The 14,547-nt window shown below is 42.4% G+C and carries 11 protein-coding genes; 3 read left to right on the top strand and 8 right to left on the bottom strand.

Annotated elements, in window-relative coordinates:
• Positions 1-8 precede the first annotated feature (8 nt).
• Both CWC03_RS01920 and CWC03_RS01915 read left to right on the top strand, forming a co-directional pair.
• Positions 9-1,640 carry a methyl-accepting chemotaxis protein gene (locus tag CWC03_RS01920; RefSeq protein WP_138580377.1) on the top strand — a complete coding sequence of 544 codons (1,632 nt, stop codon included), beginning with the start codon at positions 9-11 and terminating at the stop codon, positions 1,638-1,640.
• A gap of 367 nt (positions 1,641-2,007) precedes the next feature.
• Positions 2,008-2,628 (top strand): hypothetical protein, encoded by a 621-nt coding sequence (locus tag CWC03_RS01915; protein WP_249313920.1) that lies wholly within the window; start codon positions 2,008-2,010, stop codon positions 2,626-2,628.
• Here the strand turns inward: CWC03_RS01915 and CWC03_RS01910 are convergent.
• The 8 genes from CWC03_RS01910 to queA form a co-directional block, all read right to left on the bottom strand.
• Complete coding sequence (locus CWC03_RS01910; protein WP_138580361.1) at positions 2,625-3,425, bottom strand: substrate-binding periplasmic protein; 801 nt, start codon at positions 3,423-3,425, stop codon at positions 2,625-2,627. The genes CWC03_RS01915 and CWC03_RS01910 overlap by 4 nt on opposite strands.
• Positions 3,426-3,510: 85 nt before the next feature.
• The gene (locus CWC03_RS01905; protein ID WP_138580360.1) at positions 3,511-5,292 is read right to left on the bottom strand and encodes a bifunctional diguanylate cyclase/phosphodiesterase; all 1,782 of its coding nucleotides are present in this window, start codon (positions 5,290-5,292) and stop codon (positions 3,511-3,513) included.
• 112 nt (positions 5,293-5,404) lie between these two features.
• Positions 5,405-5,932, bottom strand: coding sequence for a hypothetical protein (locus CWC03_RS01900; RefSeq protein WP_138580359.1), 528 nt, complete (start codon positions 5,930-5,932; stop codon positions 5,405-5,407).
• Between the two features lie 132 nt (positions 5,933-6,064).
• Positions 6,065-7,009 carry a protein translocase subunit SecF gene (secF, locus tag CWC03_RS01895; RefSeq protein WP_128727688.1) on the bottom strand — a complete coding sequence of 315 codons (945 nt, stop codon included), beginning with the start codon at positions 7,007-7,009 and terminating at the stop codon, positions 6,065-6,067.
• A gap of 9 nt (positions 7,010-7,018) precedes the next feature.
• A complete protein-coding gene (secD, locus tag CWC03_RS01890; RefSeq protein WP_138580358.1) occupies positions 7,019-8,878 on the bottom strand; it encodes a protein translocase subunit SecD in 1,860 nt (619 codons plus the stop codon).
• 24 nt (positions 8,879-8,902) lie between these two features.
• The gene (gene yajC, locus CWC03_RS01885; protein ID WP_010374166.1) at positions 8,903-9,241 is read right to left on the bottom strand and encodes a preprotein translocase subunit YajC; all 339 of its coding nucleotides are present in this window, start codon (positions 9,239-9,241) and stop codon (positions 8,903-8,905) included.
• Positions 9,242-9,275: 34 nt separating this feature from the next.
• Positions 9,276-10,391 carry a tRNA guanosine(34) transglycosylase Tgt gene (gene tgt / locus CWC03_RS01880; protein WP_138580357.1) on the bottom strand — a complete coding sequence of 372 codons (1,116 nt, stop codon included), beginning with the start codon at positions 10,389-10,391 and terminating at the stop codon, positions 9,276-9,278.
• A 214-nt stretch (positions 10,392-10,605) separates the two neighbouring features.
• Positions 10,606-11,643 (bottom strand): tRNA preQ1(34) S-adenosylmethionine ribosyltransferase-isomerase QueA, encoded by a 1,038-nt coding sequence (gene queA, locus CWC03_RS01875; protein ID WP_138580356.1) that lies wholly within the window; start codon positions 11,641-11,643, stop codon positions 10,606-10,608.
• Positions 11,644-11,963: 320 nt separating this feature from the next.
• Between queA and CWC03_RS01870 the strand changes: the two genes are divergently transcribed.
• A complete protein-coding gene (locus tag CWC03_RS01870) occupies positions 11,964-14,471 on the top strand; it encodes a two-component system response regulator (RefSeq protein ID WP_138580355.1) in 2,508 nt (835 codons plus the stop codon).
• Positions 14,472-14,547 lie beyond the last annotated feature (76 nt).

Here is a 14,547-nt window from a genome sequence, read left to right as displayed (position 1 = left end):
GCGATCCTGTGTTTTCTAGTTTCACGTTAAAAACAAAAATAATTACCTTTGCCGCCGCAATATTTGTATCCTTACTTGCTGTTGCCTTTGTAGGTCTTCAAGCTCTGCGCCATGCCAGTGAAAGCGATAATATTGCACGTATCAACCAATTAATGAAAAGCACGGTTAATATTGTTAAACAGTTTGAGCGCTTTGCAGAGCAAGGGAAACTGACTGAGCAACAAGCAAAAGAGATGGCAATCCAGGTTTTAAGAGAAAATAAATATCATGACTCTGAGTATGTGTATGTTGTTAATGATAAAATGGACTTCGTAGCAACACCTCATGACCCCCAACTACATAACACCAGCTTTAATGACTTTGAAGATGCTGACGGAAAAAGCATAGGCAGCATGGTGAAGCGCTTAGTCGGTAACCAATTTGATCGGATCATTACTTACAATTGGACTTCACTGCGAGATGGAGAAGTTGTCGACCTTACTTCAGTGGTACAAAAAACACCAGGGTTTGGCTGGTACATCGGCACAGGTATTAGCTACAAAGAAGTGAACGATCGTTATTGGGACACCGCAATCTGGTTAGTCGCACTTTCGTTAGCGGTTGCCGTTGCATTGACCACCGCACTTGCGCGGTTTGGACTGTCACTCAACAATAAACTGGGTGCCGAAATCAATGATGTGCTCGAAATCGTAAAACATGTTTCAAGAGGAAACCTCACGACACCTATCAATACTACTGACTGTAAAGATTATAGTATTCTCGCAGCCATGGACTATATGCAAGACGGATTAAAAGGAGTAGTTGAAGGACTTAAAGAAGCAACCAAGGCGCTACAAAACCAAACATCAGACAGTGAGGTGCGCTCTGTAGAACTTGAGAACCTAACTCGCAGTTTAAATGCAGAAACTCAAATGGTGGCTTCAGCAATTACAGAACTCACGGCATCAGCACAAACCGTTGTCGAACATGCGGAGCAAGCTGCAAATTCAGTTCAAGAGGCTGAAAAGCAAGGTAATGCTGCCGACAAACTGACTGCTCAGGCAGCAACTGAAATTGCATTATTAGAGCAACAAATTGACAGCGCTGGTAATAATATTCAAGTACTAGATGAAGAAGTATCTAATATCGCTAATGTACTTACCGTTATCCAATCTATCGCCGAGCAAACCAATTTGTTAGCCCTCAATGCTGCAATAGAAGCTGCTCGAGCCGGTGAGCAAGGACGAGGCTTTGCTGTCGTAGCGGACGAGGTCAGGCAGCTTGCTCAGCGCACTCAAACCAGTACAGAAGAGATCCGTACCATGATCACTAAACTACAGGGTGCAACTCAAGATGCCAAGGCTTCTGTAAGCTTGAGCATTGCAACAAGCGAAAAAACGGTGAGTATGTCATCTAAGGCATCTCAAGCGCTTGTACAAGTCGCCGATTCTTTAAAATCTATATCGCAGATGAGTCATCAAATAGCTCAAGCAGCCAAAGAACAGTTGGATGCAGGAGAAGATACAGCCAAACGTGTCGTTGTTATCTCTGACACGGCCTCACAGACGGCAAGTGTGTCTGAAAAAGCACATAAAGCGACTGACACAATTAAATCTTTATCCGGAAATCTAGAGATTGAGATGGCCAAATTCAAAGTGTGAAAAATTGATTTTATCTTTACTTTTCATACCATTAGAATAGTGTAAATATATCTAAACTATTATTTTAAAATTTTCTTTAATTTTTCATTCACCTTGTGTTTATTTGGTGTTAAGTTTGTACCTGTAGGGAGTGTCGGTTGAGTAGTCTGGCACGGCTCTCCTGAAGTTGTGATAATCACAATAAAAGATAAATCCAATACAATTTGATCGCTTGGTATTCAAGTGTCTTCAATAAGGACTATGATAATGCAAAAGCTAAATTTGAAAGAATGCAAAAAGGTTTCTGGTGGCGGTATTTTTGAGCCTGAATTTCCAGTACAAAAAAGCCAAGAGTCTCAGAAGAAAGACTAAGTTTTAGATTGTCAAAATGAAAAAGAACTTTTCAATAAGAGATCTACTTCTCCCCTACGCTGTGATCGGAGTAGGTCTTTTTGTATTATATGATATTAGGTATCACTTCTTTCTAATTTATATTATGACAATCTCTGCAATTTTGGTGGTGGGGATTCGGCTGAAAGATATTAACATTTCCACTTTAGCTATTCTGGTTGCAATTCCTTTTTCTCTCGAAGTCGTTGTTTTTTCGTCCGGATTAATTAGCTTATCTTCAACCGAAAGCAGTCGCTTACTCCAAAATAGCATTATTTTTGGCGTACATTTCCTAATAAATTTGTCAGTTGTATTTCCATTAACTCATAGAGTAGAACTAACTAAAAAGCTGTATCCCAAAGCAAAAGTAAAGTTTACTTTCGCTGACTCTATTTTGCCCTGGTTAGCTATTTTAGGAGTATTTATGAGCTTTGCAGCCTTGGTTGAAAACTATTTAAGACATGCTAAAGGTGTCAATAGTACTATTTTCTTTTACAGCTTTGACGTTAGTGGTTACATTATTTACGCTTCCAATTGTGGCGTCCTACTTGTTTTAACTGCCTTAACGTATAAAGAAGAATACGACTATGCGCTACCAAGCTTACGCAGAAAGCGTTAACCTCCTGTAAAATAAGGATTCACCAAATTTATAGTTGCGCTTGTGAACTGTTTATCTAAACTATACCTTTGTTTTAGGTTCTGCAGCTCACCAGAGGCTTGAAGTTTGGTAAGCCCTTCTTCCAACGCCTTTGCCAGCGCTTGCTTGTCTTTGTTTACAAAGAAGTAAAAGGCAGTTGAATACGATAGATGAAAATCAGGTACGATCATGAGGTTTTCGTTATTTTGTGCGATCAATTCCGACTTTGCCTCAATCACCGAGCGTGGAAAATAATCCGCTTTTTTATCCGCAATTAAATTAAACATGGTTTGATAATCGGAAATTGGCCTGACCTTCAGACCATTATAACTAAGAATTTTAGTATCGGGCCAATCGTGTCCTTGTACCGCGGTAAAGCGCTTTAATTCGTCAAGCGAACGAACAGCTTTTATGGCTGGATAAATATCTTTATGAACAATCAGCACACGCTGTCCGATAAGTCCATCATACAAAGGGACTTTTATGGGGATAGCGATTTGCTCACGCGCGGGGCTGGTCATCGACCAATGTAAATCAACCTTACCTCGGCTTAGTGCCATTAACGTGCGTTGTTGATGAGGGTGAATTTTTATGTGTTCGATTTGAGCTGAGTACTTAGCAGCAGCCAGTGCCTTTTCTAGTAATTCATAAAGATAAAGATCGCGATCGTACAAGGTTCGCGCTTCTTTCGCGACATAGATTAACTCGGGGGATTGCGCTGCAATACAAGCACTTTGAAACACCAGAGCAGAGATCATTACACTCGACTTTAACTTCATCGCACAACCCCTTTTAGTGGAAACAATACTACAAGCAAGAGTATTTTTACGGATTGCTATTACTATTGCGTAATTAAAAATATAGTCAACCTGCATTTTCCAATCGTACAGTCGATACAGTAGGCTTGCGACGGTTACATACAAATAAATAGCTATTACGATAGCGCTTTGCTTCTTTTTTAGCATCTGTTGCTAAAGCTGCAACTTGATGCGAATTAATACAGTGTTGTAAATCAGGCCTCACTAAACCAATCGATAAAGTGAGTAAAGGTACAAACTGCTTTTGCCCTTCACGATTTGTGGCCCAATAACCGCCAGCGCTAACATGCTCGGGCGTAAAAAAAGCTTTTGATTTAAGCTCAAACTGAGAAATGATCTCATGGCACAATACTTCTGCATCATTGTTATCGAACACCACCATAAAGTCGTCGCCCCCGATATGCCCAACAAAGCTAGAGCTCTGTGCACACACATCAACAGTCACCTCGGCAAGTAGCTTAATCACGCTATCGCCACTGGCATAACCATACAAATCATTAAACTGTTTAAAATGATTAAGATCGATATATGCAAGAGAAAAGTCATGATGTGAACGTAACCTTTGCTCTATTGCTTCATTTATCGCGACATTACCCGGCAACATAGTTAATGGATTGGCATGTTGAGCATGACGAATTTTTTCTTCAGTGATGTGCTTGAGTATGTCTCTCAAGGGCGCTAAACCAAGATAACGACTATCTCTCGTAATGATGATATGGCGTCGAATATCAAATTCGTGTTCCGTTATTTGCTTACTCACCGTATCAAGTTCTTGCTGCTCATCCACCACTAACGGCTGTTTATCCATCAATTTAATTACTGATTTTTTATCGAAAAGTGCATGACCATATGGTGCAGCAAAGACCTCAGTCAATTGATCTCTATGTAGCAGCCCCACGGGCTCTCTAGCATCATTGACCACTGCAAGGCTGGTAAGCTTACGATCTTGTTCAAACAACCGATGAGCATCGATGCATTGCGTACATTCATGGATAGCATTGGCCTCTTTGGCAAGCCAACCGATTGCCATCGACGACTCAAATTGATTGAAGGTTGTTTTGGATTCCGTGTGTAAAGTTTTAAACAGTGCGAGTTCTGTGGGAGGTTTGCGAGTTGGCTTGGCAAGTAAAAAACCCTGCGCAATTACTATACCGAGTTGTTCAATAAGCTTTAGCTCTTCAATTCGCTCAATTCCCTCGGCAATTACTTGAGTACCGGTGGCTTTGGCAAGCTCGATAATGGACTTTAAAAACTCGCGTTTCACTACACTTTGGTCACAATGGTCAATAAAATATCTGTCGACTTTGACGTAGTCAGGGCATAACTCCGACCACTTTTTGAGACCGGAGTAACCCGCTCCCAAATCATCAATCGCAATGTGAAATCCAAGTTCACGATAATGGGTAATTGTAGTTAGTAGCAGATTTGCATCATCTACTTTGTCTTGCTCTGTCACTTCAATGACGACACGCTTGGGATCGAGCCCATACATTTCTGTGAGGTGTCTGGTTTCACCCTTTGGGTGACTCGGATCAAGTAACGCTTTTGGACTAACGTTTAAAAATAACTTACCGGGAAGGTTGAGTGAGACGAACTGCTTAATAGCGGCTTCACGACAGATAATCTCCAGTTCTGACAAACGCTCCAGCTTACTCGCAATCGCAAAAAGTTTGTCTGGTGATTCCAACAGTGAGCCGGACATACCACGGCTTAATGCTTCAAACCCTAAGATTTGGCGTTTCGCAAGATTGTAGATAGGCTGAAACAGAGTAAATACAGCTTTTTCTTTTATTATTGTATTAAGTACTAACGTGCGCGAAGGATCCACAGTATTAAACTCACTGTAAAAGTATAATCGCGCACGGTAGCAACAGAGTATGACAGATATATGTCAATCGGGTGAAATGTACCCAATTTACAATTGAATGATTTTCAACCCCTTACTTCAGCGCTCGTTCTACCTGATCAAAGTGTGCAATCACTTCCACAATTTCCATCTCTGCACTCTTATAGTCTTCAGCGCCACTAAACCCTTTCATCGCAATCGCTTGAACAGTTGCTGGATGTACTAATAAATCTTTGGCATGGTAGCAAACAGGGTCATCAAACTTGGGTAATTTGCCATCTGCGTGATAACCCGTTTCAATCTCTTCAAGTGGTAAGGTAGGAATGATATCGGCGGCTTTATCCAAGGCATCTAGATAAGTCTGACACTGAGGATACTTGGCCACAAACTCATTAAGCAAAGTTCTAGAAAGAGTCACGAGGCCGGCGGATTGAGCTTCAAGTGCTGCAGAATCCTTTTCTATGCGAATATCCGCAAGTAAAGCCTCCGCTTGCGCTTTATATTGTGCTAAAGATGAGGTTGCTTCTGTGGGAGCAGATTCTGTGCGTTGTTCTAATTCAGGTTGCTTAGAACATGCGGTCATTAATGTCAGTGCACCAACCGCCATCACAAATTTGTACATAAGTATCTCCTTTATTGATAACGATTATCATTATATAGTAATGTAATATTTTAGAAACAATAAAATGACGTTTTACAAGCAACAAAAAAGCGGCCAAAAAGCCGCTTTCGATTATCACAACGATTTCAGTGATTAAGGCATAGCGTCTAGATCTGCACCTTCTTTTTCAACTTCTACCGGGATCAAATCTTCTTTGCTGACACCCATTGCCACTGCAACAGAGCTTGCAACGTAAACAGAAGAGTAGGTACCGATAAACACACCGAATAATAATGCCGTTGCAAAACCATGTATGGTTTGACCACCCCATACGAATAACGCAACTAATACTAAAATAGTCGTGATTGAAGTCACTAATGTACGGTTAAGCGTTTGGGTCAGTGAAATATTGATGATCTCTAGGGTGTCGTCAATGCGTACTTTGCGGAAGTTTTCACGAATCCGGTCGGACACAACGATAGTATCGTTGAGTGAGTAACCGATCACCGCCAATATTGCCGCCAAAATCGTTAAGTCAAATTCAAGACCTAAGATTGAGAACAACCCCATAGTCAGCACAACATCGTGAAATAACGCTGCAACAGCACCTACAGCAAAACGCCATTCAAATCGAAAAGCAACGTAGATCAAGATACAAATAAGCGCAGTTAACATCGCCAAACCGCCCTGCTCCTTGAGATCTTCACCGACACTCGGGCCTACGAATTCAATGCGACGCATAATTACGCTTTCATCCGCTTGTTTAAGCGCTGCAATGAGTTGGTTACCCAACACCTCTGCTTTCACATCATCTCCGCGTGGTGCGAGTCGTACGAGTACTTCCTGGCTCGAGCCAAAAAGCTGTACAGAAGCATCAGCGAAACCATTTTCGGCTAATACACTACGTACCTTTGCTAAGTCTGCAGGCTGTGAAAACCCAACTTCAACTGCCGTACCACCGGTAAAGTCCAAACCAAAGTTTAGCCCTTTTACCATGAACGAGGCGATTGAAGCCAAGATCAACAATGCCGAGAAAGCCATTGAGAGCTTTCTTGCTGACATAAAACGGATAGTGCTTTTTAAGTTTAATAATTGCATGCCCGTCTCCTAGATTGATAGCTTAGTGATACGTCTGCCACCGATAATGGCATTAATAACCGCACGTGTACCAACAATCGCTGTAAACATTGAAGTAATGATACCGATAGCTAAGGTTACCGCGAAGCCTGCAATTGGGCCCGTACCGACAGAGAAAAGGATCACTGCTGCAATTAGGGTCGTGATGTTAGCATCAAAAATCGTACTAAATGCACTGTCGTAGCCATGATGAACGGCTTGCTGTGGACTGCGCCCTTCCGCAATTTCTTCACGAATACGTTCAAAAATAAGTACGTTTGCATCAACAGCCATACCAACTGTTAACACGATACCGGCAATACCAGGCAGCGTCAGTGTAGCACCTGGGATCATCGACATCACACCTACAATCATGATGAGGTTAGCCGCAAGGGCTAGGTTTGCTACCAGACCAAAGCCTTTGTAGTACAGCAACATAAAGGCAAGAACAAAAGCAAAACCAAGGACAACCGCTGTCATACCAGCTTCAATGTTCTCCTGACCAAGGCTTGGTCCCACAGTACGCTCTTCAACGATTTGAATTGGCGCCACCAATGCCCCTGCACGTAGTAGCAAGCTTAAATTATGCGCTTCTGCTGGACTATCAATTCCGGTAATACGGAAAGAGCTATTTAAACGTGCTTGAATCGTTGCAACGTTAATCACTTCTTCCACTTTGATTGGGGGTAACGCTTTGCCGTTTTCATCTTTCTTGCCTGATGGCTTGTACTCAATGAAAACCGTCGCCATACGTTTACCGATAGCGCGTTTAGTAAAGGCATTCATTTTTGCCCCACCTTTGCTATCAAGTTTGATATTCACCTGAGGGCGCTGATATTCATCCATACCAGACTGCGCACCTGTGATATGCGTACCTTCAAGAATAACACGCTTTTTAAGCACGACAGGATACCCATCTTTATGTGGGATCACTTCAGTGCCTGGGGGAGTGCGGCCTTGTGCCGCGGCACGTACGTCAGCATTTTCATCTACTTCACGGAACTCAAGTGTCGCAGTGGCACCTAGAATTTCTTTTGCCCGAGCCGTGTCCTGAACCCCTGGAAGTTGAACAATTATACGCTCGCCGCCTTGACGTTGAACATTGGGTTCGGCAACACCAAGTTGGTTAATACGGTTACGAATAATGGTTTCGTTTTGCTTGATAGCGTATTCACGCAGCTCTTTATATTTAAGATCGCTAAGGCTTGAAAAGAAAGCGAGGCTGTCGCTACTATCATTGATGAAATCGTTACCTGGGTAACGCTTTCTCAAAAAGCTCATCGCCGCATCTTTATCTTCTTCCGAACGCATCGTTACTTGTACACGTTCACTATTAGAGACACGACGCACCGAACGATAACGCAATTTCTCTTCACGTAAATCGCTCTTGAAATCTTGCTCCATTTGCTCAAGTGCATTGTCCATCGCCGTGACCATATCCACTTCCATAGTGAAGTGAACACCACCACTTAAATCTAGACCGAGCTTCATTGGGTTTGCACCTAAGTCTTTTAACCACTCAGGTTGTGCTGGAGACATATTGATTGCTGAAATGTAATCGTCGCTTAAGCTATTACGCAAAATATCTTGTGCTTTAAGCTGATCTTCAACATTTTTAAAACGAACAAGGATTTGGCCGTCTTCTAACACAGAAGATTTCACGGCAAGGTCGTTCTTTTGTAGGGTTTCGTTAACTTGATCTAATACACTGAGCGTCGCATCAGCACCTTTTGTGCCAGATACTTGTATGGCCGGATCGCGGCCATACAAGTTAGGTGTGGCATAAAGAATACCGATAGCCAACACAGCGAGAACAAGTAAGTACTTCCACATTGGAAACTTGTTTAACACTGGGCTATCCCTTTATTGTTATTCTTATAGAGATTTCATTGTACCTTTAGGTAACACAGCTGAAACCGCTGACTTTTGCACTGTCACTTCAGTTTGATCGTTTAGTGCGATTACAACAAAGTCTTTATCATCAGCAACTTTTGTGATTTTACCCACAAGTCCACCTTGAGTTAGTACTTCGTCACCCTTACCTAATGCACCCATTAGGTCTTTATGTTCTTTAACACGCTTAGCTTGTGGACGGTAAATTAAAAAATAAAATACCAAACCAAAAATACCTAACATGATTAGCATTTCCATGCCACCACCAGCAGGAGCTGCCGCTGCAGTGCTAGCATGCGCGTTTGAGATAAAAAAGCTCATTTCACTTCCTCGTTTATAAATTAATTATTTTCTGTCAAGCCAACTCTGGCACCGCAATGCCACGGCGCGCATAAAAGTCTTCGACAAATTCATCAAATGTACCTTCAGATAAGGCGTTTCTCATTCCTTCCATCAAACGTTGATAATAACGTAAGTTATGGATGGTATTGAGCCGAGCGCCTAGAATTTCATTACACTTATCTAAGTGATGTAAGTACGCTCGAGAGTAATTCTTACAAGTATGGCAATCACACTCCGCATCTAGTGGACTGGTATCTGTTTTGTGTGCTGCATTGCGAATTTTTACCACGCCGCCAGTCACAAACAAGTGACCATTACGAGCGTTACGCGTTGGCATTACGCAGTCAAACATGTCGATACCACGACGCACCGCTTCAACCAAATCTTCTGGTTTCCCAACGCCCATCAAATAGCGTGGCTTGTTTTCCGGCATTTTATACGCGCATTGGTCAAGAATATTGATCATGTCTTCTTTTGGCTCACCAACCGATAAACCACCGAGTGCATAACCGTCAAAGCCGATTTCTTCTAAGCCCTTTTGCGACTCGGCACGAAGCTCTGGGTACATACCACCCTGAATAATACCGAATAGCGCAGAAGGGTTGTCACCGTGTGCTTCTTTAGAGCGCTTGGCCCAACGTAAGCTTAGCTCCATCGAGTCTTTTGCTTCTTTTTCTGTCGCTGGATACGGCGTACATTCGTCAAAAATCATGACAATATCTGACCCTAAATCGCGCTGTACTTCCATCGCTTTTTCTGGAGACAACATGATTTTCTCACCATTAACTGGTGATTTGAACAATACACCTTCTTCCGAAATTTTACGCATCGCACCAAGACTAAATACTTGGAAACCGCCTGAATCGGTCAAAATCGGCTTATCCCAATTCATAAAATCATGCAAATCGCCATGCTGTTTGATGATCTCAGTGCCTGGTCTTAGCATCAAGTGGAAGGTATTCCCTAGACAGATATGTGCGCCCGTTTCTTTGAGCTCATCAGGGGTCATGCCTTTTACTGTGCCGTAAGTACCAACAGGCATAAATGCAGGCGTTTCTACCACACCACGGTCAAAAATCAAGCGACCTCGGCGAGCCTTACCCTGTTTGCTATCTAATTCAAATTTCATTATTACCTCGTTGTCGGAAAAACAGTCCAACTTTGACTAAAAAACGTGCTAAGCCAATGCTTAGGGCAGTGATCTTCCGATTCTACCAAGATTACTAGCGCAATTCTAATATTGGGATAAAAAACACAAAGTCCATATCGAGCGTGTAACTTTACAGCTATAAAACGCAAAATGCCCAGCAATACTGGGCATTTAAATAGTTGTATGGCGTGAGTTACTTATCTTGCTTTTGCAAGAACATCGCATCACCGTAACTAAAAAAGCGGTATTTTTGCTCAATTGCGGTTTGGTAGGCCTTCATAATATGCTGTTGCCCTGCAAACGCACTCACTAACATAATTAGCGTTGATTCTGGTAAGTGAAAATTAGTCACCATTGCGTCGACCACGTTAAAACGGTAGCCCGGATAAATAAAAATATCGGTATCGCCGTAAAGCGGAGCAATTTCACCGCCATTTGCTTTAGCGGCAGACTCAAGTGAGCGCACTGACGTAGTACCCACAGCGATCACCCGTCCCCCTCTGGCTTTAGCCGCTTTAATTGCCTCCACGACTTCTGCTGAGACCTCGATATATTCTGAGTGCATAACATGCTCTTCTACCGAATCGACTCGCACCGGCTGAAACGTGCCTGCGCCCACGTGCAAAGTAACAAAAGCCATCTCAACACCTTTGTCTTTTAGCTTGGCCATCAATTCATCATCAAAGTGCAATCCGGCAGTAGGTGCGGCGACTGCGCCTGGTTTCTCACCATAAACAGTCTGATAACGCTCTTTATCTGCTTCATCATCCGGCCTGTCGATATAAGGAGGTAAAGGCATGTGGCCAATTTTATCTAAAACAGCCAATACATTTTCTTCGCCCTCGAATCTCAGCTCAAATAATTCACCGTGGCGCTGAACCATTTCTGCGGTTGCTTGGCCTTCAAGTTCAATTTTAGTACCAGGTTTTGGCGACTTACTCGCTCTTACGTGAGCAAGCACAGTACGCTCATCTACAACGCGCTCAACCAGTACTTCGAGTTTTCCACCACTGGCTTTTTGACCAAACATACGAGCAGGAATAACTTTAGTGTTATTAAAGATGATTAAGTCTTCTGGATTTATGAGTGCCAAAATATCTCTAAATACTTTGTGTTCTATTTCACCACTATTGCCATTTAAGGTAAGAAGACGACTGCTAGAGCGTTCCTTCATTGGGTGTCTGGCAATCAACTCATCAGGAAGATCAAAACTAAAGTCTGCTACGCGCATGGAAAGGCCTCATTTCTAAAAGTTCGCCAAGTCTAGTGCGGTGTTTTAGCGAAATCAAGTGCTTGTAACCTTGCGTAAATACCTTTAACCTAGCGAGTCTAAAACGGTAATCACCATGTAAAATTTTGTGCGGTGTGCACCTTTGTTTAGTGCGTTCTTTATTCTTTACGTTTAAACAATAACTTATCGCTATCGGCTATGATTTCCGAGCAACGTTCGTGTCACTGTTTGATTATTATCAAGCAGCGGTTAAGTGCGATTTGCTAACTTTAAGATAAGCCCAATGATTGTGTCGCAGTATCTGGTGAGGTTTTTTTATTGTGTCTAGACAACTAACGTTGCTCATTGTTAACGCCAGTGCTCACGAGCGTCAAACCTTGACTAAAACTCTTAGTGCATTAGATGTCTTTACTATCATTGCCAAGTCCGACTCTCAAGATGCGCTAAGCTTACTGAAGACCCAAGCAGTAGATTTAGTGATCACCGGTTTGGATGTTGGCAAAATTGACGGTTGGCGATTCTCTCGCATGATCCGCTCAGGTCTGCTGGCAACCCCCAAAAACACCCCTATCGTACTTATTCCACCGACTTATTGTGAACGAATAGCCGAAACCACCGCACGTAGCTACAGTATCGATGCCGTGCTGCCATTTGAACGTCAAGACATGTTGCCGCAAATTTTGGCCAATGTATTGTCAACGCATTTAGACAAAAGCAGCCGCCTCAACTTGCTCTTGTTAGAGCCCAACCAACAACGTGCACAAAAAATATGTGAGCACTTATCGCACAATTTTGTTTGCACCCATGTAAGCTCGGCGGCCAGCGCTTTATCACTATTTCTACAAGATCACTACGCTATTGTTTTAATGGACACTACATCTAACTTGTCAGGTTCAGCAGAAAGCTTAGTCGAAAGTATTCTCAAACATCGTCCAAGCCAAGCCATTGTAACCATTATTGACAAGCGCGATGCCGACCATGCCGAACAACTATTATTATTAGGTGTTACCGACTTTGTTCGAGCGCCATACGATATGCCCTTTTTAAGCAAAGTATGCGACCATGCGGCGCGGCGAGAAGATTTTATGGTGAGCTATGCTGAGTTTGCCAATAAAGTCGAGCAACTCAGTCGCAGTGAGAGTCGCTATAAAGATTTGTTTTCTGCGCACCAAAGGATCTTGCTACACCTTAGAACTGTAGTCGTTGAATTGGATTTGGAAGGCGCGATCCGCTTTATAAATCCAGCATGGGAATATCTCTCGGGATTTGGTATTAAGTCGAGCCTTAATACCCAACTCAGCAACTATATTGCCAAAGATGAACTGGTAACTTTCAACAAGGTCATTCGAGAAATTCAAAGTGGGATAAGGCAACATGCGCAAGTCGAGCTACAGCTCTGCCATAAAGCTGGACATCTAGTATGGGTCGAGTGTCGCCTGCAACTTATCAAGAATACCTCAAGTTCGGTCGCAATAACTGCAACACTCGATAACATTCACGAGCGCAAGCAAGCTGAACTACAGCTCAGACACTTAGCACTGCATGATACGCTTACCGGCTTACACAACCGCTACTATTTTGACCAGCAATTAAATCAGCTTTGCAATGAAGTAAAATCAGCAGAAGAGATAGAGCATGCGCTAATTTACATCGACTTAGATCACTTTAAGATCATCAATGACAGTAAAGGTCATCAGCAAGGAGATATCGTACTCAAAGAAGTATCTGAGTTGTTTGGTGACAAAATAGGTGAAGAGCATCTCACTTTCCGTATTGGTGGAGACGAATTTGCTGTACTGCTCAAGCACACCAATTTACTCGATGCGCATATGTGTGCTGAAAGCATTTGCATGGCTATCGAAGAACATAAATTTCACTTTGAAGATAATGCATACTCTCTCAGTTGTTCTATCGGATTAACGCAAATAACCAATGAAAATGCGGATCCCAGCGAGTGTTTGAAACAAGCAGACATAGCCCTTTATATTGCCAAGAATCTCGGTCGCAACTTGGTTCATTGTTATAACAAAGAAGATGAACAAAACCAGACCCTGCAAACCGGTTTAGAATGGGGCCATAGTGTTAGGCAAGCGCTTCAGAACGACAGCATAGAACTCCACTATCAACCAATCTGGGATTTCAAAAAACAACAAATAGCCTATTACGAAGCACTGCTTAGATTAAAGATCAACGGTGAGACAATTTACCCAAATCAGTTTATTCCTGCATTAGAGCTGCTTAATGATACATTTTTGATGGATCAATGCGTGATCAGAACAGCAATTAAAGCATTGGCGGAACACGAACTCCTGAGCCAAGTGGCAATTAACTTATCCGCTCATTCATTTTTAGATGAACGACTACAGCCCCACATCCAAGCTTGCTTAAAGGAACATCAAGTTTCAGCTAATCGCGTTATTTTCGAAATCACTGAGTCTGCCAGTATTAACAATCTTAACGCAACGCAGACGATGATCAAAAACCTGAACGATCTTGGCTGTCATTTCGCTATTGATGATTTCGGGACAGGCTTCAGCACTTTTAGCTACCTAAAACAGCTACCTGCACAGCATGTTAAAATAGATGGCTCCTTTGTTCGGGACATGCTCAACGACCCTATTGATCTGGCGCTGGTCAAAGCTGTAAACGATATTAGTCACTCATTAGATAAGTGTTCAGTTGCTGAATATGTCGAGAACAAAGAGATATTTCAAAAACTTAAGGAAATAGGTGTTGACTATGGTCAAGGTTACTTTATCTCGAGACCACTCCCTATTGAACAACTAGCGAGCAGTGCAAAAACTATTTTATCTCTAAAAACAGCGTAGTAACATTTTTATACTAAAGGTCACTTTTACTTCTTGCAAAGTCCACTATAATTAAAGATACCAGTTTAAAATGTCA

It is taken from the genome of Pseudoalteromonas sp. S2755 (assembly GCF_005886535.1).
Classification (GTDB): domain Bacteria; phylum Pseudomonadota; class Gammaproteobacteria; order Enterobacterales; family Alteromonadaceae; genus Pseudoalteromonas.
The sequence above is the reverse complement of the archived record's forward strand: the minus strand, read 5'-3'. Positions and strand labels throughout refer to the sequence as shown.

Coding starts and splice junctions, on each gene's coding strand:
- CWC03_RS01915 (WP_249313920.1), top strand. CDS start 2,008: ATGAAAAAGAACTTTTCAATAAGAGATCTACTTCTCCCCTACGCTGTG.
- CWC03_RS01910 (WP_138580361.1), bottom strand. CDS start 3,425: ATGAAGTTAAAGTCGAGTGTAATGATCTCTGCTCTGGTGTTTCAAAGT.
- CWC03_RS01900 (WP_138580359.1), bottom strand. CDS start 5,932: ATGTACAAATTTGTGATGGCGGTTGGTGCACTGACATTAATGACCGCA.
- secF (WP_128727688.1), bottom strand. CDS start 7,009: ATGCAATTATTAAACTTAAAAAGCACTATCCGTTTTATGTCAGCAAGA.
- yajC (WP_010374166.1), bottom strand. CDS start 9,241: ATGAGCTTTTTTATCTCAAACGCGCATGCTAGCACTGCAGCGGCAGCT.
- tgt (WP_138580357.1), bottom strand. CDS start 10,391: ATGAAATTTGAATTAGATAGCAAACAGGGTAAGGCTCGCCGAGGTCGC.
- queA (WP_138580356.1), bottom strand. CDS start 11,643: ATGCGCGTAGCAGACTTTAGTTTTGATCTTCCTGATGAGTTGATTGCC.